Raw genomic sequence first — 19,735 nt, forward strand, 5'->3', positions numbered from 1 at the left:
TTCTCCTCGTCACCCCAACGCCGCCGCCGTTCCTGACCAAGAATTTCGACACGCATCCCATACCCTCGCCTAAGACACGTCGCAAACGACGTCGCTAAACACGTGTCTTAGGCCATCAAGGCGCTATCCGGCAGGCGGTGCCAATCGGGCGCTTACCCTACGGCAGCATCATCAGCGTCTATAACGGGGAGGACGAATCCGTCACCGCACTGACAGACGACGGCATGGAGGAATTGGAACAGATGCTCTCCTACGCTCGCCGCTCACCTCAGGAATGGAACGACTTCCTCGACAGCTTTGTAGACGACGAAGAACTCATCGCTCGCGTCAAGGCGAAATCTCCGCGGTAACAATCGGCCGGTTACGACCTGACCGCTGCAACCGCAAAATCAATGGGGTGGAGACGCCGCATACGGGGCGCTCGCAATGCTTACAAAACACCTTGCTAACCGGGCCGTTCCACATATGAGTCAGAGCCTCCGAGTAACCCTCGGAAGACCAGTGTAGGGCGAGCCACCTCAGGCACGAAGACGGACATACGGTCTTACGCAGCACTGATCAGAGAACGCATCCTGCGGCGGTACTGACCGCATGGTTACATTACACATGCCATGCAATCAGGAATTAAGGATCTGCGGCCTCAAGGCACGTTCCATCAACAGCCCTGTCGCCAAGCTCCCAACGGCCCAACCAACAAGATATGTTTTATCCAAATATTGAGTTGGATACCCTAAGTAATACGCCGAGCGAACCCATTCGACAGCATGGAATGTAGGATTAAATGAACAATAGTAAACAACTATTTCTGGGAACGACTGTAGGTAAAAAGGCGCGCCCGAGCTAAGATAAATAACCGCGGTGAAGAGCGCGTACGCTAACGAAGCAAACGGAAAAATCGCCGAGATTACGCTGATGACAATCCCGACGCCAATTGACAACAATGCTACGCACAGGATCGCCAGCGCAGCATCTTCAGAGGATCTCGGGACCGGATTCGAGCCAGCGGTGACCAGAATTGCAAATACAAGAAGAATTGATATCACGATGCCCGTGAGCTCAAGCGCGGACCTCGCCAAGACAATATCCAGCAAATGAACAGCCGGAAATGCTAGCATCCCCTTGTTAGCCAATACCGAGACTGACATGAACCGCGAAATATAATTAAACGTGAGCACAGGAATCAAGCCAGTGGCAAAAAAAAGGATAAGATCATCACCAAATACCGCTTGGCGATCCATAACACTATAGATAGCCAACAATAGACCCATATGAGCTACCGGAAAAAGTGGAACTAAAATAAAACCAAGCCCGTGATTGAAATAACGGCTCCTGATATCTCGGAGAATTACCGCGTGCATGACATTAAGCTGCCTCGTCATGGCACCCCGGACGCTAATGCTTTCATTGCGCGGTTCCCTCGGCACTTTATCTCCTAACATTCCATTAGAGTGTTCCATTTTCCACCCGAGTGAGAGGACGTTTCATTCTGGGCGTTTATCGGTAAATGTCGCGAGCCATCTGCCAAGAGCGCTATCGGTTCATTGAACCTATTCAACGCAACAGAAGCGTTGGGCAGTTAAATAACCCAATACCGTCCAGCACTGTCGTATAGTTCGAGCACCGGTTGAAGTCTGCGCCGAACGGTCAGTCCAATTTCTTCCGTAGAACAAGCACAGCTCCACTCGAGACGCCGCAAACAGCAGCAAACATCAGAAGTTTTAAGAATATCGCTACAGGCACGTTCGGATAGGAACTATTGTCAGGTAATGTTGGCTCTGTAAAACTATCGACATAGACGAGTTGCAGAGTGCTAACTAATTTCACTTTTTCAAGGTCTTCAATTGCCAGCTTCAGCTTGCTCTCCGCCATTTGCAGATCGAGCTTAAGCTTGTCAAACACACTTGAGAAGTCAGCGAGGTTTTCACCACCGTCACGCGATGCGCCTGCTGTCCTTGAGCGCAACTCCCTTGCCTGCTCCTCCAGGCCCATGAGCCGGCGGTCGAGGTCCGATAGTTGTGGTGAGCCTGGGCCAACGGTTTGACTTAAAGCCAGCCGTCGGCTCTTCACTTCCGCTATACTTGCCTCAACGTTGGTCAGAACCGAGATAATAGTCTCAGCCGACAGTTCTATGTCGAATACACCCGTCTGATTTTGAGTGTCTCTGAGCCTTCCGCGTAGATCGCTCACCTCGTTTGTCGCGTTATCCACATCACGCTGCGTAGTAGCTAACAACCCGCCCCACATTCCTGAACTCAATTGGTTAACTCGTCTCTCAGCCAATTTCAGCACGAGTTCCGCAAGGTTGTGGGCGTCTTCAGGCGTAAACGCTGTAATCTTCAGCTCCACAATGCCGCTTTTCGGACTTACGTGCGCGGCGGAACGCTTTTTCCAGTACTCCAAAATCTCGTCCCGCGTAGCATCAGTTGCCAAACGAGAGAAGACATCAATATCTCCACGACCGTATACTGTATGCATATCAAGTTCTGCCCGAAGATCTTGGATGATCGCCGGACTAGCGAGATAGTTTAGCAATACAGCAGTGTCCTGCACAATCTTAGCTTTAGGTTCCACTGCATCGCTGGAGTATCGGTCACGCGACAATAGCGGCACCGATGATCTTACTATGAACCGAACTTCCGATACATAACCGGGAGTTGCCCAAAAAACGTAGTAGAAAATACTTCCGATCATCGGAAGAACGAAGGTAACACCTACAATGATCATCATTAGCGTTGCGAAAACCCGGTCTCGAGTTCGAGGTGCTAGACCGGCGAGGCGGTATAAGTTGCGACGGCTTCTGTTCTCAAATGTCAAGGCGCGCGCGTACGAACTCAACGCGGCCGCCATCCTCTGACTTCGGTCAGGAGCAGAACGGACCTCTGCTTGCATTACCTTGTTGTCATCTGTTTCCAACTTCTGCGCCACGTCCTCTTTTCCTCGTTTAGCGATTCAGGCGCATATACGTTGCGATGCCTTCTTCCACATTGTCGAATTGCACCATATGGCCGTCGATCAGAACGATCGCGACATCACAATAACTTTTAATTGTATCCATATCATGGGATATCATGATGACATCCGAACTTTCGCGCCGGGCCTTAAAGGCTTCTCGACAACGGCGTTGAAAATTCGAATCTCCGACGGCCGTGATCTCGTCAACAAGATAGCAATCGAACTCAATTGCCATGGACAGGCCGAAGGCGAACCGCGCCGCCATCCCAGATGAATATGTTCGCAGTGGCTCATTCAAGTAACTGCCTATTTCCGCAAATTCTGCGACGAACCGTAGGACACGATGAAAGTCCTCGCCATATGCGCGCGCGACAAACTTCAAGTTCTCTTTCCCACTCAACTGGGTGTTGAGCCCATTGGCAAAACCCAGCGGCCAAGAAACACGCACTTGCCTGCGGACGCGACCTTTGTTTGGGAGTTCTGCGCCCGAAATAAGACGCATCGTGGTCGATTTTCCCGCCCCGTTGACTCCCAACAGGCCATAAGAGCGTCCAGCGTCGAAACGCATGGATTGATCGCGTAGAATATAACGACGATGCGCCGCCGTCTTGTAGTATTTCGTTACATTCTCAAGCGTGATCATCTCTAGATCCTATGGTCTTCGATAGACATCCAGATCAGCGTGACCGTCATCCATAGTGTGAAGAGGCCACCGCTTAGGATAAGCCATTGGGAAAGCCGATCAGGATACCTGGATTCTTCGGGTACATGAGAGTCTGAAAAAATTGAAATGAATGTCGTCCGCTTCAGCGCCGTCGACTTCGCAGTATCAAGGTTTCTGACTGTCGCCTCGTACAGCGCCTCGGCCACAATCCGGCGCGTTTCGAGGCGGGAAAACTCAGTGAGATGGTTTGACAACTGTGTGTCCGTCTTCGAGTTGCCAGCTAGGCTGTTCTGGCGAAGTTGTATCTGTTCGTCCAGCGCCTCGATTGAACGGCGCAACTGGCGACCGCGTGCCGTCTTATCTGCGTCAGCCGCTTCCAATGACTTCAAATTAACCATTAGTTCAAGTTTTTGCTCGGTAAGTTTCCCGACGATGGTGCTTAACATTTTCGCCGACGATATTGGATCGAGAATACCGGTTTCGTTTTGATACTTACGCAAGTCATCCAACGCTCTCCGATACTCCTCCAAACTCAACAAGACATCATGCTGCCCGCGCTCCACGAGATCCTGCTTCGCCTTGTCGGAGATCCGACTAATCATTTCATCTGCCGCCGTCAAAGCAGCCTTCGAAATTGTGACAGAGTCTTCAGGCGAGAACGCGCGAACCGTGAAGACTATAATACCGGACGGTCCGTCGACATATGTCCCGATATGCTGCAACCAATATTTGTGCAGATCCTCGTAAGAAGCATCCGCTGACAGACGCGACAGGACATCAATTTCGGATTTTGTGTAAAGATTCCGCAATCCAATTTCGGCATCGAGCTTCTTCACGATTTGAGGCGAGCTCAGATAATTTGAGACAATGTAGGAATCCTGCGTGAGAGAATCGCCACCGATAATAGACCGCCCATCTCTTTTTTCCGATGTGTCAAAACGTTCGCTCACGCCAATTGTACGAACAACCATTCTAGTTTCTGAGATAAACTGATCACTTGCTACTAAGAAATAATAGATTGCTATCGCCAGACTAGGCACCAGCACAAACGCGATAAAGCCGTTCTTCTTACTGATAACGCTGGCGAGAAAACGCGTTATCTTGCCGTGCTCTGCTGAGTCTATTGCCGCACCGGACTTCCACATGGGCTGAACAGCAGCACGAATTTTATAACCAATTTCTAGGTTCATTTTTCGTTCCAATAGTGGCGTTGAGCGCGGCAAGACATTTCGGAGCCCTCTGATCGCGTTCATTGTCTGCGACAACCGACGCACTTGGGAAATGAAGATGCATCGGATTGAGGCTAATCCCCTACCGGCGGCGCGCGGTCCAACAGAGTCGAGCTTTGTAACACCCCTAAAATCCTGATGGTAGGTGTCGACAACATACTTATCGAGATTGCGTCTTCCGTCGAACCTCCCAGATGGTATCTAGCCATACCATCGAGAGGCTTAGTTGAGAACTTGGCCCGCACGCTGTTCGGCCTTTCTTATAAAATAAAAAAGAATGAGATCATTCTCTAAGACGTGCTCCAACACGCTGATACTCCGAAGGACATCTGAGAGCTCCAGGAACGGTGACCTTACTGGGGCAAAGGATATAGCGCTGTTGCTGAGGCCGAGAAACTCTCCAATATCTGTTGCTAATGATGAATCGATTTCGTTCGAGCCGAAGACCGTGAACTGAGAAAGCGCATCGAGCGCGCTCGATACACCATCGCGAGAGACTTTGTCGGTCGGACTGGAGGCTACAAGCTGATGGGTGAAGGGTGACTCAAAAAGAGACAGAATGTCTCTCGGTGCAGCTTTGATTTTGCCTTTGACTTCGTCAGCATCGGAGAAGTTCGTGTCTGCGAAGTACAGCATGGCGGGTTCGAACAGGATCACATCGCGCTCGGACATAAAAGACAGGCGTCTCTTCTTGAACGTCGCAATCGATAAAAGTCTTATCGCAAGTTCATAGAATGGATCGCGCAATGAAGTAATTCGGAATGTATCGTCAGTGAAATATCGCTGTACGTTCTTCAACATCACCCGCCCGCTGACGTAAGTTGAAGGCTGATTGACGATCTCGAGCATCTGACGAACCGTCTCACTACCATAGCGCTCAACACCATCGGCATAGAACTGGAAATGAGGCTGCAAACTCCTGTCCAATTCACGATGTGGCACAAACTGGGTTTCAAGCCGAAAGGTTCGGCGCTTTATGTGTCGTTCAGGATCAAACCGGCGATAAAAAACCAAGCCCGTTTCCGCGTCAGAGATCTCAATATCCGAAGCGCTGTTTAGTCCCGGTACATTGTCGTCACAAAGGTGAAAGCCGACAATTCCAGTTGCGTGATGCTTGTGCATATATGGACCCGGCAGAAAGACATCACACTCGAATGGGCCGAGCATCTGCTCGTTACAAGTGACCGCAATTCGAGGTCTGGCGGAGAACCCGTCTGGAATGAGGTACCCCTGTATTTCTGTGCCGGTGTCAGAAAAGACGTTAAAATACATTTGGGAGCTTCATCCTCAGTCTTCGCGGCATTGCAAGTGCGCGATGCCGATCCGGCGGCGCCCCTGACTCGGTCTAACCAGCTCAAACGAGGCGACGCTCACAATTGATTAAACTCACTTACCATAGCGCCCATTTGAGCGAGTTCCGCACCAGAATGCATACTTGTCGCATTCGAAATAACAAAAGGTCGAAAAGCGCCTGGCTTCCTCAACACCACGTCAAAACTTATTTTATGAGGTAGCGTGTTCAGGCTCTCCAACTCAAAGTGCTCCTTGAGATGCATATTATATAGCCTGCTAAATATTTCGGCGCTCGTGTTCCACTTATGCCCGAACTGACTATGATCACCTGTGGCGTTCCAAGTATATTTATCGTTTGGAAGAATGAGCCCGATCCCGCCTCCAGGCTTCAAAAGACTGCCCCAGTAAATTAGAATTTCCATCGGACTGGAAACGTGTTCAAGCATATGGAGCGCTACAATATAATCTAGACTTCCCGTTTTGAAGGGCAAGTTCTCAGGGTTAGCTAAGACAGCGTCCTTCAGGAACGCATGATGTGCTCCACTTGCATCCTGAATTTCGCGCATGATATCAACTGGCGTGAGATATTCGCTGATCCGCCTATCTCCGCATCCCACGTTGATACCGTTGAGGTGTTTAAGCTCATAGCCTCGAGGCGCCGCGCGCAGAGCCGCCTCCTCCTCGAGCTTTTTGACCTGTCCCGCTTCCTCCGGCGTATAGAGAACAAGCGATTTAGTTTTAAGTGCGAACTCTTCTCTACTTTTTGCCGTGAAACGTGACATAATTCGGATGTTATTTGCATCCGCCATGAAAGAGAAATTCACGTTTTCTTTCAGAAACACTTCATCTTCTTGCGTCATATCACGCTGAGGAAGCCGCTTTTGCCACCAGCTCATCAAAATTAGCCATATATCTTTCGTAGCTCGCAACAATGGCGGAATCATACTTTTATCCGAATTCACCAAACAAGCTCGTTAGGCCTTAAACAACTTATGATCAAGCGATAAGCGCTGTGTCACAAATTGAGGAAGCTTTTGGTGGTTAGCCCCTAGGCAGTGTCCAGAAACTAGTGCCACACGTTGGGCCGCTCTTTGAACGCGATCCCTGAACGTGGTATCGCCGTAACGTTTGTCGACATTTTGTCGAAAGGCTTGGATCGTAAACCTCGCCATCGCCGCGGTAGCAAGGAATGGATTTGGTCCAAGGCTGTATCCAAAATACTTGTCGAAATTGCGCGACTCATCAAAAGCACGCCGCAACTGTTCGATAAAGGTATAGTCGTGCGAATGATAGACAGCAGCCTCTGGCGCATAGGCTTTCCAATATCCGGCTTCGATGATACGCTTGGCCCACAACTGGTCCTCAGCAAATTCGACTTCCGGGTAAGGGAAATTTTTCCAGACTGATTTTCGCATTAAGGAATTGTTGTCAGAGTAGAAGTGCAACATTTGACGCCAGCCAACATCGGATTGGTACCGAGCCTCGTCCAAATCTCTGCTGACGATGAGGGGATGCGCGAGAAACCCCTCAAAATGCTGATCAATGTCACGCTTGGTGAACGGTGAGGCTGCATCATAGGCGACATGCCGGCCGAAAACGCCGGCAATCCGCGTATCCTGCTCGGCGACCGAGACCAAGTTAGCCAGCCAGTACTCGTCAATCGGTTCTGCATCATGGGTAACAAACGCGACGAATTCCGCATCGGCGGCGGCAATTCCAAGGTTTCTAGTCTTGCCGTGGCCGAAATCCTGCGGTGCGATTTCGATCAATCTCACACGGTCCAGTCTGCGCAAGTATTCCCTGCTACCATCCGTTGAGCCCGAATCGATTGCAATGATCTCATATGTCCAGGGCGTTCGTTGAGCCAAGACTTTGCTCATGACTTTTGGCAAGACGGAAATCGCGTTTTTGGTTGGTACTACAACGGCACAATGATGCTTCGCCATTACCTAGACTCTTGCTGCCACGCATAATAAACTCGTTCCTGAATAGCTTGTTCAACGAGCCGGGCCGATTTTTCCCAAGAGAGATCACTGACATACGCAAGGCCCGCGGAACGCAGACGTTCACGCTCGTCCGAATCTTTAAGTAAGCGCTCCAAGCAGTCCGCAATACCTTTGGGCGTTGGCTCCGCGAACGCCATGGTGTTGTCAGGAAAGATTGACCGCACTGTGTCGAGATCCAAATCAATGACCGGCAGGCCACAGGCCATCATCTCTTTGTTTGCGAGAGAGTGGTTAGTGGCGGAAAAAACCAAACCGATCGCAGCTTCTTGATAAAGCTCCGCCAGTTGTTCAGCCTTCAAGATACCGAGATCGCGATAAGGATAGCCAACGTTGAGCTTTCCAATCTTCCAACCGTAAAAGTCAACATCAAAATCGATCTGCCGCTCCTGCAAGATTTCGAGTGCCATGAAAGCCAGTTCGACCGCTCGGCGAGGCGTCACGTAGCGTGCATAAAGCGCGATTTTGTTTCCCTGACGGGGCCGGTTACAGGACCCCGCATTGTACACAGACGAGTCGTACGCGAGTGGCCACGACATCGACCAGCGACCAAACTGCTCGGACATACGTTTGTGCAACCAATCTCCGGCACACAAACAATCGAAATCAAATCTGTAGGTGGCTTCTGTTAGCAATGCCTCAGTTCCAGCAGGATAAAAAGCAGATTCGTAATCCTGCACGAAATAGAATTTGCGAGAGAATTTTTCCATCGCGTTAACCGGATAGCATGTGAAGCGGTCCGTTGCGATCAATGCATCCCCTTCCGCGTCAGGCGTGAAGCCATCGAATAATTGGATGGATCCGGAGAACGGTTGAAAATGCTTGTTGATCGTCGCAAACGCCGCATCCGCCGTCTTATGCACGCTCGGGTTCTGCACGAGAAAACTCACATCGTGTCCAAAACGCTCAAGAAAGCTCGCAATTCGAAAAATCGTCATGTGTCCGCCGGCTCCCGGCATGAAATCGGGTATGACCCACGTGATGTGAAGCCGGGATAGACTCGTGCGCGCTACCGGGGGCTTCCCGCCAGAAGGACGGTAGTCCACGAAACGCTTGAGATGATCAACCTGTCTTTCAAGCTGACTTTTTTTGGACTTACTCGGCCGAAGAGCGCGTAACAACTGTCGGGTTACGGCGGAAGAAAACACTGATATCATCTCCTTGTGTGTTCATTCGAAAAATGGAAACCGCTGAAAATCAGCCTGATCGCACGTAGTCGCTGACATCTTTTCAAACTTCAAGGCCAGTCGCGCAGTTTGCGCTTAAGGTGGACAGCCCCATTCCACTTTCAGACCCCGCCCGCACCACCAGTCCTAAGGTAGCGGAGGCGGCCGCCGTTCTTGCCGTTCGATCGTCAACCAAAGTCAAGATCGAGGTCTGCCATGTTGTTTGCTCGTAAGGGAGTCGCATCTCAGCGCTCTGGTCGTCCTGGCCAAAGGCAAATCCCTCTGAAAACAGCCCGGCAGCGCCGTACCTAGTCACGTCGATCCGTTTTGTCGGCGCACGGCTGTCGTTCACTCGCGACGGCGCAAGCGGGACAAGCATTATATCAATTCTGCGCCTATCAGCGTCGTTGAGGTAATCTTTCCAAGGTAGCGGCCTTCTTATTGTTACCCTTTTGAGGTCTCGCCAAACAAGCTTAGACCGGCCATCTGCAAAAACTTCGAATCTTACCTGGGGCCGTTGCGCTAAGACATCCTCAATGATCGGACGCAGAAAGTGGTGTTCTTCGAGGTGAACGCCAGTTGCGTGGTAAGCAATCAAAACCTGGTCTGATACTGCATTTGCAACGACATCCGATTCATCCCGTCGCGGCTTCCATAGTGTTTCAGGAGGCGCTGGAGGCAGCACCTGAACGTCCTCCAACTGCAATGTTGAAGCCAAATGCGGTGTCGAGGCCCAGACAATATCGAGATGGCGACTAAGGCGGCGCAGCGGCCACAGCGCTCGAAAACATAGAATCAAGCGATACCGAAGGCTCGCATCTCGGCCTGTGACCACTGCCGGGATATCGTCATCGACAAAAAGGCCTGCGCCTGAAAGGCGGTCAGCATTGTATTCAAGCCACGTCAAAACCTTCGCCGATGTATAACGACAAACGATAATAAATGCCCCCTCGGAATCAAGATCGGCAAGATTGCCATGCCTGATGTCGACGGCCTGCCAAGGAGGCATGCCGGGCGCCTTGAGCCGCGCGGCGAAATAATAGTCAAACGTCGGGTTCGGCATGCGCCCGAAGACAATGATTCGTTTGACAGGGCGCCGTGGGCGACCGGTCGCTCCGAGCCTCAGTTGGGGTCGCGGCAACTTGCGCTCGATCCAAAGGGCAAGGCTTTCTCCGAGGTTGATCATCCTGATGACCTCGGAGATGGATCGCGCGGGCGAGCCTCAAGAACAAAATCCTCCGCGATCAGGGAGAGGTTCGGGTTGTGAAACGGATCATTCCGCAAAATATCGCCCCACCGCTGATACACAGTCTGTTCCTCGCGCACGAAGCGATACAGCTTTTCAGGTGTGTTGTCTGCTCCTCGGGAGACCGACTCCCTATGTAGCATTGCACTATCTGGTGTCCAGACAATCTTGAGCCCTGCTTGTCGCACTTTGACGCAGTAGTCCACATCGTTGAACGCAACCGTTAAATTGCTCTCATCCATGCCGCCAATTTGCGCCCAAAGGCTCTTGCGTGTCAGGAGACACGCTGCAGTAACCGCCGACACCTCCCTGCGCTCCCGCAAGAGGCCATTGTCCTCCCCCGATTGCGGATGCAGGAAATGAAAGCTGTGCCGTGCAACGGTGCCGGCGCCGAGCGTCACACCGCCGTGTTGCACGTAACCATCAGGGAAAAACAGTAGGCTGCCCGCAGCGCCAACATCCGGATCATCCAACTCCCGAGCAAGATTCGAGAGCCATCCCGGCTGCAATGGTTCGACGTCATTGTTGAGCAAAAGGATGAGTTCATGGTGCGATGCTTCGACACCAAGATTGCAGGCCCGTGAAAAATTGAACCCACCTGGCAGCCGCAGACGACGGATACGTCCAGCCTTTTCATAACTGTCCATAAGAACCAGAGCTGCGGGATCGCTGCTGTCATTGTCGATGACAATAACATCCAGATCAACGCCATCGGTGCGTTCAAAAAGCCCCTTTAAGCACGCTTCAAGCAGATCCGCCCGATCGCGCGTCGGGATGATGACGCTCACCTTGGGCGCCTCAGCTGCGTCCGCTTTAAGTCGAACAGGTCCCATCATTCGCTGATATGGAGTGGCTCTGTGCAAGAGCACCCGCGGCACATGAAGGACCGCACTACGGCGGCCCTTTGTAGCTTTGGCGATCACCTCGCCCATCGGCAGATTCTCGAGGTCCAAGCCCTCCGGTAGGTCGGCCAGGCGGACAAGGGCGCCGTCCAATGGCAGCCAACCGGATTGAGCAAGGGGCGGGTTCCAGGCCGGCTTGAAGAAGGGATCGATCCGGCGACCACGCTTATTGACACGATCTTCGTCGCTGTAGACCGCGGCCACCGAAGACGAGAAAGCGAAGGGGCGCGCAAGCCTCTCTAAAGCGCGCGGCGCTAGGCGCATGCCCGCGGGAAGCCGCATCCATAGTTGCGGTCGGGCTGCGTTCCCGTCTTTCATACCTGCGACTTCACTGGCAGGCATCTCGGCGTAGTCGCGCCAGGTCTGTGTGGCCAGTGAAGCGCGTGTTTCGGCAACGGCCTGCTCAATGCCGCGCCCGATGGAAACAAAAACGAAAGGGTCTGTTGGCCAATTTTGTGGAGCGTCAGAGACCTCCGCGCGCTCCGCCGCCTGCTGGGCGTCGATCCATTCGTCGTAGCTCGGCGCCGACAAAGCGTCGACTTGCCTGGCAAAGCGAAACGTGGCGCCTTTCACGTTGCGCGCCATGAGAAGACGAAGAATACGAAGAATGAACAAGGGTCGTTGCAGAACCAGGATAGTCCCGATTTCGAGCAGCGACAGCCGCCGCACGTTTATTTCCGGGGTAACGTCCGCCGATATTTCCGCTGTTGCGTCATCGGCGAAAAGCGTTGCGCCTTCGAATTGCACCGGCAGCCATCCATAAAACCGTCCGCGGCCTTTGCTGTTCACCAGGAAAGAGCGGAAAACCGAAGCTGGTACTCTGCCCTTGCGATGCAACGCCAAGCGCGGGCGCAGACCCAAACGGTGCCCTGGATCCTTGACCGTTAGAACGACAGCACGGTCGGCATAATCTTCCAGCGCAGCCTTGAGCGGCACCCTGAATTCGACCTGTGAAGCGTCAGCCATCATTCTCTATCTTGCAATTCAGCGAAACCGGAGTCGGTATGCCGCTTATGCCAGAGCTTTGAATGAAATTTAACTCATAAATCCAGTTATCTGCGCAAACCGAATATCCATCCATCCCATGTTGTTTCAGGCAGGTGCCAGCTTAATCGTCAGCCTTCCAACCTCGGCGCGCGGCAGACTTCGGTCCGGCGCTTGCTCCTGATCGTGAAGTGCAAACAGGATGATCATGCCCAACTCGTCGTGGATCTCGCGAAACCAGCGCCGAAGATCTCGCCGGAGATAGGCTCAAGCGCCACGAAAGGTTCTTCGAGAAGCAGTCAACAGGACCGTGGAGGACCGCCACGAAGCGCAGGTGGGCGCGGTTCCTGGTTTCCGTTTCGGGCTGGCCTTCTGCGAGGCCGCCGGTAAGCGGCTGGTGCGCTGGTCGGGCAATGACGAAGCCGTGCTAGGCTCCGGCCCTGACAGCCGCACGTGAGCGTAGGACTTTTCTGCGTGCTCAGCTCGATCCAATTCACGAAGTTGAGTTTGCGCTTGCATGATCTGCAAGCGTCACTACATTTGCTAGCATGAACAGCAAGCAGAAAAAGACTCCTTGCGGATGTGTTCAAGAACCCGGTTTCTGGAACCATTGAATGGGCCGCCATAGAAAAACCGCTTGTGGCTGCCGGAGCGAACGTGATCGAGGGCAACGGTTCCCGCATTAAGTTCGAAAAAGACGGAATCATTGCGAGCTTCCATCGACCTCATCCGGACAAGAAAGCAAAGCGTTATCAGGTGCGCGATGCTCGCGAGTTCCTGATGCAGATTGGAGTAAAGCAATGAACACCATGACTTACAACGGATATCACGCTCGAATCGAATTCGACGCTGAGGACGAAGTGTTTTTCGGCAGGATTGCAGGTATCTCCGATGTAATCGGCTTTCACGGTGACAGCGTCGCTGAACTGAAGAAGGCCTTCCATGAGGCCGTCGATGATTACCTCGAGACCTGCAGGAAATTGGCAAAGAGCCGCAGAGGTCCTATTCTGGCAAGATGATGTTTCGTGTCGCTCCCGAAGTCCATCGCCGAGCAGCTCTTGCTGCCGAGCTTTCGGGAAAGAGTCTCAACCAGTGGGCAGAAGAGGTGCTGGAAGAAGCTGCCGACCACTTTTCCGAGGCACGCCTATTGGCGTCGTAATTGTTGCGTGTTCGATAAATAGGCCTTCCCCCGCCAATTAAATTAGGCAATCTTTTCAAGCACACAATGTAGACGCCCGTAAGATCTGCGCGTGCGCGAAGGCTCGCGACGAACGGCTGGCCTCGGCCCCATGCGAACTTCATTCGATGACGTGCTTGAAGAAATGAAAGTGGCACCAACGACGAAGCTTCTGAAATTGTTGGAGCATGAAATTGCTTCTTGTGCTCACCGTTGGCGGCGTCGCCCGGGGGGCATTACTGGCACCTTCGGCACAGGCCCTTCTATGATACTCCTGCCGGTACTCAGGGAAGCCTGCGATCTGTTATAGAACAACGCAGCGTTGGCTAGATTGACAACAGCGGCGATTGTTGGCATATTAGCCAACATGGATGCGCAAAAAATCACCGAACACAAAAACGTTGAAGCAGACGGCAGCATCATCCAGTTTGTCATCTGGAAGCTGCCGGAACCCGTTCCCCCGACCACGCACGGTTTCAAGTATCGCATGGTCTATATTCGAAACCGCGAGCGCGTCGTCGGTTTCGATAACGAGCGCGGCAAGGGTGATCATATGCATCTGGACGGCAAGGAGTATCCTTACCAGTTCACGTCGCTTGAGCAACTCATTGAGGACTTCATGTCCGAGATCGAAAAACGGAGGCAGTCATGAGGACATTGACCATCACGACGAACACCGATTGGAAATCGGCCCTGCGCGCCGCCGGAGAGAAGGCCAAGGTGGGTCTTGCCACCGGGACCTATCAGGGCGAGACGCTGAATTTTGCTACTCCCGGAGCGTTTTTCTCCCACCTTACCGAACGTCGATGGGAGATGCTGAACGAGCTTCTTAGGAGTGGAACGATCGGAGTCCGTGAACTTGCGCGCCGGCTAGGACGAGACGTCAAGCGCGTGCATGAAGACGCTGCGGTGCTTGTTAATCTAGGACTAATCGAGCGTGATGAACGTGGCGCACTTACATGCCCCTTCGGAAACATTCACGTTGACATGGTAATGACGTCCGCAAAATCGGCGGCGTAGGTGTCCTCCCTAGAAAGGGATGCTAAGAAGACCTAAGGCCGTTGTCCTAATCTTACCGCGCAGGCGCTTGGGTAAGGACAAACGGCCGGAATTCCGCTCACCGGCGCGCAGGTTATCGTTGCGTTACGCCCGCCGGCTCCGCTGAACGCCAAAACTCCGTGATCTTCTCTTCTCGATCTCACTGCGATGTTCTGTAGGAGACATGTCTCTCCTCATTTTCATGAAGATCGGTTCAGCATGATACTTGCGCCGGGTCTCCGACGCCGGTTAATTCGCCGCTTTTTAAGGTCTTGCACGCGCACTCGATTTAAACACCTCTCGGGAAAACCTGCGCGTTCCTAAGGATAATCCCCGCCCCCCGAGACAGATCGGGTTCAGCTTGTTCAGGGATTTCGAACTCCACTCGAATACCATCTTTGGTCGTGCCAACGACGGTCAATCCATCGGGCCGATGGAGGAAACGTTCGATCTCCATCGGAATTCCTCCCCCATCCTTCTGCCAAACCACATCCCCTGGCCTTACGAAAACCTCGACAGGACCAACTTCGCTGGACGCGATACCAGTGGCCGTCTCGCCAACAAAAACGAAACCGTCCCGGGCGACGCCTGGAAACTTATTCACGTCCCCGAGAAACTGCATGACAAATGCCGAACCCGGATATCGGCAGACCTCTGCAGGCGTGCCCTCCTGGACGATCTTGCCTTCATTGAGGATCACCACCCGATCTGCTAGGTCGAGCGCCTCCTCCTGGTCATGCGTCACGAAGAGGGTCGTAATGCCGAGTTCGTCGTGAATCTCGCGAAGCCAGCGGCGGAGATCGCGGCGAACGTTGGCATCGAGCGCACCGAAAGGTTCGTCGAGAAGCAGCACCTTCGGATCGACGGCAAGTGCGCGGGCCAGGGCCACACGCTGACGCTGACCGCCGGAAATCTGGCCGGGGAAACGGTCGCCCAGTCCTTCGAGCTTTACCAGCCGCAGGAGTTCGGAAACGCGTGTGGCGATTTCGGGCTTGCTGCGCTTGGTCTTGGACACCTTCATGCCGAAGGCGATGTTCTCGGCGACGGTCATATGCGGAAAGAGCGCGTAGTGCTGAAAGACGAAGCCGACGCCGCGATCGCGCACCGGGATGTCGGTCGCGTCCTGGTCGCCAAAATAGATGTGACCACCATCGGCATATTCGAGCCCGGCCACCATACGCAGGATTGTCGTCTTGCCGGAGCCCGAGGGACCAAGGAGTGCCACCAGCTGACCGCTCTCGATGCCAAGCGAGACGCCGTGCACGGCGCGGAACGTGTCGAAGGTCTTTGTAACCTGCTCGAGACGGATCTTCATGGGCGGGTTCCTGCATTCTGTTCTTTGGCGGCGGTGGCAAGCGCCGGCCTGCGGCCTGCGCCGCGACGCTCAAGCGCGACCTTGGCAATGATGGTAACGACGGCGAGCGTCGCAAGGATTGAGGCGGCAGCAAAGGCGCCGGCCGCCTGGTAGTCGTGATAAAGCAGCTCGATATGGAGCGGCAGCGTGTTGGTCTGGCCGCGAATATTGCCGGAGACCACTGAGACCGCGCCAAACTCACCCATGACCCGGGCGTTGCAGAGAACCACGCCGTAAAGCAGCGCCCATTTCACATTGGGAAGCGTCACGGAGAAGAACGTGCGCCAGCCCGACGCACCAAGCGAGGTTGCCGCCTCTTCGAGGTCCCTGCCCTGTGCCTGCATCAATGGAATGAGCTCACGCGCCACGAAAGGTGCTGTTACGAACATCGAGGCAAGGACAATGCCCGGCAGGGCAAACAGAATCTTGATATCCGCAGCCTCCAGCATAGGGCCGAACAAGCCCTGCAGACCGTAGACGAAGAGATAGGCGACGCCGGCAACGATCGGCGAGATCGAAAATGGGATCTCGATCACGACGAGAAGGAAGCGTCGTCCCCAAAAATCGAACTTGGTGATTGCCCAGGCGGCCGCGAGACCGAAGGCGGTATTGATGGGAACGGCGATCAACGCGGTTGCGACCGTCATGAAAATGGCGTGGCGTGTATCGGGATGAGCGATGGTAGCCGCATAGGCTTTGAGACCTTGACCGAAGGCTTCGACTGCAATCACGATCAGGGGGGCAAGCACCAGAATGGCACCGAAGAACAGGGTCGTGCCAATCAACACACGGCGTATGATCGGGCCGTCGCCGACGCGCGGCGGTTTGCGTCTGGTCGGTATCATCTCAAGACCTCGCGGTGTAGCGCAAGGCACGTGCCTGCAGGAGATTGGTGGCCGCCAGCATCAGGAAAGCGGTGATCAACAGCACTGACGCGATGGCAGCGGCGGCCTGATAGTCGTATTCCTCAAGCCGAATGAAGGCGAGCAATGCGGTGATTTCGGTTTCCATCGGCTGATTGCCGGCGATGAAGATAATCGCGCCGAACTCGCCAAGCGACCGCGCGAAGGACAGTGATAGGCCAGCCAGTAGCGCCGGCATCAGCAAGGGCAGGATAACGCGCACGAAAATGGCGCCGTCCGATCCGCCGAGCGATTGGGCCGCCTCCTCCAGTGCAGGATCGAGATCCTCAAGCACCGGCTGTACGGTGCGGACGATGAAGGGCAGGCTGGTGAAACACATGGCCACCATGATGCCGATTGGCGTGTACGCCACCTTGATACCGAAGGGTGCTAAAAGTGCTCCGAACCACCCATTGGATGAAAACAGCGTCGTCAGCGCAATGCCGGCCACGGCCGTCGGCAGGGCAAAAGGCAGATCGACAATCGCGTCGATGATCCGACGCCCAGGGAAGCGGTAGCGAACGAGTACCCAGGCAAGCGCCAGGCCGAAGACGAGGTTGAAGGCGGTGGCAACAAGGGCCGAAAGCACGGTGACGCGGTAGCTGGCGACAGCGCGCGGTGAAGAGACGATCGCCCAATATTCGGCAGGCCCAAGGCTCGCCGCCTTGAAGACCAGTGCCGCCAAAGGCAACACGACGATCAGCCCCACATAAAAAAGGGTGATGCCCAACGACAGGTGCAGGCCGGGCAGGACATTGCGTTTCAACTGATCGCCTCCACGGCGGCATAACTTTCATTCATGGCAGAACCCGGCGAGCAGAACGCGCCGGGTAAATTGGATCGGTTTGATATCGCTTTTTCAGCGATTGCCGTAGATCTGGTCGAGCGCAGCGCCCGAAGCGAAGTGCTCGTCCTTGATCTTGCCCCAGCCGCCGAACACGTCCTCGACCGTCACCAGGCGGATCTCCGGAAATTGGTCCTTGAATTCCGCTGCCACCTTCTCGTTGTGGACGCGGTGGCCGTATTCAGCGGCAATCTTCTGGCCCTCCTCGGTGTAGAGGAAATCGAGATAGGACTTTGCCAATTCGCGCGAGCCGCGCTTCTCGGCCACCTTGTCGACCACGGCAACCGGGAATTCCGCAAGCAGGCTGACGGAAGGCACGACACTTTCGAACTTGTCGGTACCATACTGCTTGGCGATCGAGCGGGTTTCCGCCTCGAAGGTAATGATCACGTCGCCGATTTCGCGCTCGACAAAGGTCGTCGTTGCCGCTCGTCCACCGGTATCAAAGACCGGAACGTTGTCGAAGATCTTCTTGACGAATTCGGTGACCTTGGCGGGGTCGTCCTTGAAGGCTTCCTTGGCATAGGCCGTTGCCGCCAGATAGGTGTAGCGCGCATTGCCCGATGTCTTCGGGTTCGGGAAGATCACCTTGACGTCGTCACGCGCAAGATCGCCCCAATCCTTGATGCCCTTCGGATTGCCGGAGCGCACGAGAAAGGACGGGAAGGAATAGAACGGCGAAGCGTTGTTCGGAAAATCCTTCTGCCACCCCTCGGCGACGAAACCGTTCTTTGCCAGGAAGTCGATATCCGTGACCTGATTGAAGGTGACGACGTCGGCTTCCAGGCCTTCGACGATGGCTCGCGCCTGCTTGGAGGTGCCTGCATGCGACTGGTCGACGGTGATCCCCGGATGCGCCTTGATGAAGGCTTCGTTCTCGGCCGCAAAGACTTCCCGCGCAACATCGTAGGAGGCATTGAGAAGGGAGGTCGGCGCTTCGGCAAGGGCCGGTCCGCTCAGGAGCGCAACAAAGGCAGCGCCCGCGATCAGCAGTTTCTTCATGGGTATCTCCGGTGGAATAGAGGCGGCAGGTTGGATGAAACCTAACAGCCGCTATCGGAGACGACGAGGCACCATGATCTTCGCTTGTTTCCCGAACGAGAAAAATCGCCTAACGAATTCGGATATCAGAGAAAATGGCGTTGCGGCCTTGGCCCACGAACTACCGATCGGAGGTTGCCGACGCCTCTTGCGTCGGGGTCGATTGCGAAGGTCGTTTGAGGCTGATGGCCGGTGCCTCGCCTTCAAACGTCTCCACCCGGCGGTCATAGACTGGCGAGATCGTGCCGAGAACACGGTCCCAAAAGGAGAAATAGTTCGCGTAGTTGTAATTGAATTCGGCGTGATGCTGGTCGTGATAGGTCGTGCACAACAGCGGCCACGGATAGCGCGCCGTCGGCGAGGCAAAATACTCGAACCCCGCATGCCCGAAGGTGCCGTTGATCTGGTCGAACAGCCTGTGCGCCAGCAGGATCAGCGGCGGAAACGGCACCAGGAGGACAATGACGGCGTAATAGCCCTGCGACAGGGCCGTATCCACGAGACCGATCGAATCGTTGCTCCACACGGTCGGGGCGACACTTCGATGATGCAGCAGGTGATATTTGTAGAACAGCTTGGTGTGCAGCAGCCGGTGCGCGAAGTAGAACCAGGCGTCGAACAGCACCATGCAGAGCAGGAAGAGTGGTACCGCCGTCCACCAGCTGAAGGCCCAGGGCGTGAACAGTGTCCAGCCCTGATACTGGGCAAAGAGACCGATCGCGACGGATGTGCAGGTCACGAGGATCGACGCCATGCTCTGACGGATCTCAACCGCCTTTCGCTTCTCCCCCCGGCGTCCCTTCTGGATGCGCCGCTCCGGATTGCGATCATTGAGCCAGGTGATGCCGTAGCCGAGCGCAAAATAAACGAGCACCGTCGCGGCGTAGATGGCCGCAAGAATGGCGAGAAAAGTCAGGGTACCCTGGACGAACGCGTTCAA

The 19,735-nt window shown here is 54.3% G+C and carries 18 protein-coding genes and 4 pseudogenes; 6 read left to right on the forward strand and 16 right to left on the reverse strand.

Annotated features, from left to right (window positions below; genetic code table 11):
* Positions 1 to 158 precede the first annotated feature (158 nt).
* Positions 159 to 350: pseudogene (locus tag ASD03_RS35185) on the forward strand (hypothetical protein); the annotation flags it as partial.
* Positions 351 to 617: 267 nt separating this feature from the next.
* Here ASD03_RS35185 and ASD03_RS35190 read toward each other — a convergent pair.
* The 11 genes and pseudogenes from ASD03_RS35190 to ASD03_RS40990 form a co-directional block, all read right to left on the reverse strand.
* On the reverse strand, positions 618 to 1,424 hold the full coding sequence (locus tag ASD03_RS35190; protein ID WP_162250559.1) for an ABC transporter permease: 807 nt from the start codon (positions 1,422 to 1,424) through the stop codon (positions 618 to 620).
* Positions 1,425 to 1,644: 220 nt separating this feature from the next.
* Positions 1,645 to 2,925, reverse strand: a complete 1,281-nt coding sequence (locus ASD03_RS35195; RefSeq protein WP_057218707.1) for a hypothetical protein — start codon at positions 2,923 to 2,925, stop codon at positions 1,645 to 1,647.
* A 16-nt stretch (positions 2,926 to 2,941) separates the two neighbouring features.
* The gene (locus tag ASD03_RS35200; protein ID WP_057218709.1) at positions 2,942 to 3,595 is read right to left on the reverse strand and encodes an ABC transporter ATP-binding protein; all 654 of its coding nucleotides are present in this window, start codon (positions 3,593 to 3,595) and stop codon (positions 2,942 to 2,944) included.
* A 2-nt stretch (positions 3,596 to 3,597) separates the two neighbouring features.
* Positions 3,598 to 4,806 (reverse strand): hypothetical protein, encoded by a 1,209-nt coding sequence (locus tag ASD03_RS35205; RefSeq protein ID WP_057218711.1) that lies wholly within the window; start codon positions 4,804 to 4,806, stop codon positions 3,598 to 3,600.
* A 261-nt stretch (positions 4,807 to 5,067) separates the two neighbouring features.
* Entirely contained in the window at positions 5,068 to 6,117 is a 1,050-nt protein-coding gene (locus tag ASD03_RS35210) for a hypothetical protein (protein ID WP_057218712.1), read from the reverse strand.
* Between the two features lie 98 nt (positions 6,118 to 6,215).
* Positions 6,216 to 7,082 (reverse strand): methyltransferase domain-containing protein, encoded by an 867-nt coding sequence (locus ASD03_RS35215; RefSeq protein WP_057218714.1) that lies wholly within the window; start codon positions 7,080 to 7,082, stop codon positions 6,216 to 6,218.
* Between the two features lie 30 nt (positions 7,083 to 7,112).
* Positions 7,113 to 8,084 carry a glycosyltransferase family 2 protein gene (locus ASD03_RS35220; RefSeq protein ID WP_063997135.1) on the reverse strand — a complete coding sequence of 324 codons (972 nt, stop codon included), beginning with the start codon at positions 8,082 to 8,084 and terminating at the stop codon, positions 7,113 to 7,115.
* Complete coding sequence (locus ASD03_RS35225) at positions 8,084 to 9,079, reverse strand: glycosyltransferase family 4 protein (protein WP_057218716.1); 996 nt, start codon at positions 9,077 to 9,079, stop codon at positions 8,084 to 8,086. Before ASD03_RS35225 ends, ASD03_RS35220 begins: the two co-directional genes overlap by 1 nt.
* Positions 9,080 to 9,371: 292 nt before the next feature.
* Entirely contained in the window at positions 9,372 to 10,493 is a 1,122-nt protein-coding gene (locus tag ASD03_RS35230) for a hypothetical protein (protein WP_057218718.1), read from the reverse strand.
* On the reverse strand, positions 10,490 to 12,424 hold the full coding sequence (locus tag ASD03_RS35235; RefSeq protein WP_057218721.1) for a glycosyltransferase family 2 protein: 1,935 nt from the start codon (positions 12,422 to 12,424) through the stop codon (positions 10,490 to 10,492). Before ASD03_RS35235 ends, ASD03_RS35230 begins: the two co-directional genes overlap by 4 nt.
* A 180-nt stretch (positions 12,425 to 12,604) precedes the next feature.
* A pseudogene (locus ASD03_RS40990) lies at positions 12,605 to 12,738 on the reverse strand (sulfate ABC transporter ATP-binding protein); the annotation flags it as partial.
* A gap of 5 nt (positions 12,739 to 12,743) precedes the next feature.
* Here ASD03_RS40990 and ASD03_RS38555 point away from each other — a divergent pair.
* The 5 genes and pseudogenes from ASD03_RS38555 to ASD03_RS35255 form a co-directional block, all read left to right on the forward strand.
* Positions 12,744 to 12,869, forward strand: a pseudogene (locus ASD03_RS38555) (adenosine-specific kinase); the annotation flags it as partial.
* A 152-nt stretch (positions 12,870 to 13,021) separates the two neighbouring features.
* Positions 13,022 to 13,243, forward strand: coding sequence for a type II toxin-antitoxin system HicA family toxin (locus tag ASD03_RS35240; protein WP_156408136.1), 222 nt, complete (start codon positions 13,022 to 13,024; stop codon positions 13,241 to 13,243).
* A pseudogene (locus tag ASD03_RS41405) lies at positions 13,240 to 13,598 on the forward strand (type II toxin-antitoxin system HicB family antitoxin). The gene ASD03_RS35240 and the pseudogene ASD03_RS41405 overlap by 4 nt, the downstream one beginning before the upstream one ends.
* A 340-nt stretch (positions 13,599 to 13,938) precedes the next feature.
* On the forward strand, positions 13,939 to 14,268 hold the full coding sequence (locus tag ASD03_RS35250) for a DUF6516 family protein (RefSeq protein ID WP_244494747.1): 330 nt from the start codon (positions 13,939 to 13,941) through the stop codon (positions 14,266 to 14,268).
* Positions 14,265 to 14,636, forward strand: coding sequence for a hypothetical protein (locus ASD03_RS35255; RefSeq protein ID WP_057204524.1), 372 nt, complete (start codon positions 14,265 to 14,267; stop codon positions 14,634 to 14,636). The genes ASD03_RS35250 and ASD03_RS35255 overlap by 4 nt, the downstream gene beginning before the upstream one ends.
* A 307-nt stretch (positions 14,637 to 14,943) precedes the next feature.
* On the opposite strand, the gene ASD03_RS35260 is transcribed toward ASD03_RS35255, so the two are convergent.
* The 5 genes from ASD03_RS35260 to ASD03_RS35280 all read right to left on the reverse strand — a co-directional run bounded on the left by ASD03_RS35260 (position 14,944) and on the right by ASD03_RS35280 (position 19,735).
* A complete protein-coding gene (locus ASD03_RS35260) occupies positions 14,944 to 15,969 on the reverse strand; it encodes a sulfate/molybdate ABC transporter ATP-binding protein (protein ID WP_057218724.1) in 1,026 nt (341 codons plus the stop codon).
* Positions 15,966 to 16,853, reverse strand: coding sequence for a sulfate ABC transporter permease subunit CysW (cysW, locus tag ASD03_RS35265; protein WP_057218727.1), 888 nt, complete (start codon positions 16,851 to 16,853; stop codon positions 15,966 to 15,968). Before cysW ends, ASD03_RS35260 begins: the two co-directional genes overlap by 4 nt.
* Before the next feature lies 1 nt (position 16,854).
* Positions 16,855 to 17,676, reverse strand: a complete 822-nt coding sequence (cysT, locus tag ASD03_RS35270) for a sulfate ABC transporter permease subunit CysT (protein WP_025428993.1) — start codon at positions 17,674 to 17,676, stop codon at positions 16,855 to 16,857.
* 93 nt (positions 17,677 to 17,769) lie between these two features.
* Positions 17,770 to 18,756: a sulfate ABC transporter substrate-binding protein gene (locus ASD03_RS35275; RefSeq protein ID WP_057218729.1), complete on the reverse strand. Its 987-nt coding sequence runs from the start codon at positions 18,754 to 18,756 to the stop codon at positions 17,770 to 17,772.
* Positions 18,757 to 18,916: 160 nt separating this feature from the next.
* On the reverse strand, positions 18,917 to 19,735 hold the full coding sequence (locus tag ASD03_RS35280; RefSeq protein WP_057218731.1) for a sterol desaturase family protein: 819 nt from the start codon (positions 19,733 to 19,735) through the stop codon (positions 18,917 to 18,919).

Origin of the sequence: Ensifer sp. Root127, from assembly GCF_001425225.1 — a bacterium.
In the GTDB taxonomy this organism is placed as follows: domain Bacteria; phylum Pseudomonadota; class Alphaproteobacteria; order Rhizobiales; family Rhizobiaceae; genus Ensifer; species Ensifer canadensis.

Bases quoted from the DNA above. Each gene is read 5' to 3' on its own strand.
- ASD03_RS35200 (WP_057218709.1), bottom strand. From the start codon at position 3,595: ATGATCACGCTTGAGAATGTAACGAAATACTACAAGACGGCGGCGCAT.
- ASD03_RS35205 (WP_057218711.1), bottom strand. From the start codon at position 4,806: ATGAACCTAGAAATTGGTTATAAAATTCGTGCTGCTGTTCAGCCCATG.
- ASD03_RS35210 (WP_057218712.1), bottom strand. From the start codon at position 6,117: ATGTATTTTAACGTCTTTTCTGACACCGGCACAGAAATACAGGGGTAC.
- ASD03_RS35215 (WP_057218714.1), bottom strand. From the start codon at position 7,082: ATGATTCCGCCATTGTTGCGAGCTACGAAAGATATATGGCTAATTTTG.
- ASD03_RS35220 (WP_063997135.1), bottom strand. From the start codon at position 8,084: ATGGCGAAGCATCATTGTGCCGTTGTAGTACCAACCAAAAACGCGATT.
- ASD03_RS35225 (WP_057218716.1), bottom strand. From the start codon at position 9,079: ATGACGATTTTTCGAATTGCGAGCTTTCTTGAGCGTTTTGGACACGAT.
- ASD03_RS35230 (WP_057218718.1), bottom strand. From the start codon at position 10,493: ATGATCAACCTCGGAGAAAGCCTTGCCCTTTGGATCGAGCGCAAGTTG.
- ASD03_RS35235 (WP_057218721.1), bottom strand. From the start codon at position 12,424: ATGATGGCTGACGCTTCACAGGTCGAATTCAGGGTGCCGCTCAAGGCT.
- ASD03_RS35255 (WP_057204524.1), top strand. From the start codon at position 14,265: ATGAGGACATTGACCATCACGACGAACACCGATTGGAAATCGGCCCTG.
- ASD03_RS35260 (WP_057218724.1), bottom strand. From the start codon at position 15,969: ATGAAGATCCGTCTCGAGCAGGTTACAAAGACCTTCGACACGTTCCGC.
- cysW (WP_057218727.1), bottom strand. From the start codon at position 16,853: ATGATACCGACCAGACGCAAACCGCCGCGCGTCGGCGACGGCCCGATC.
- ASD03_RS35275 (WP_057218729.1), bottom strand. From the start codon at position 18,756: ATGAAGAAACTGCTGATCGCGGGCGCTGCCTTTGTTGCGCTCCTGAGC.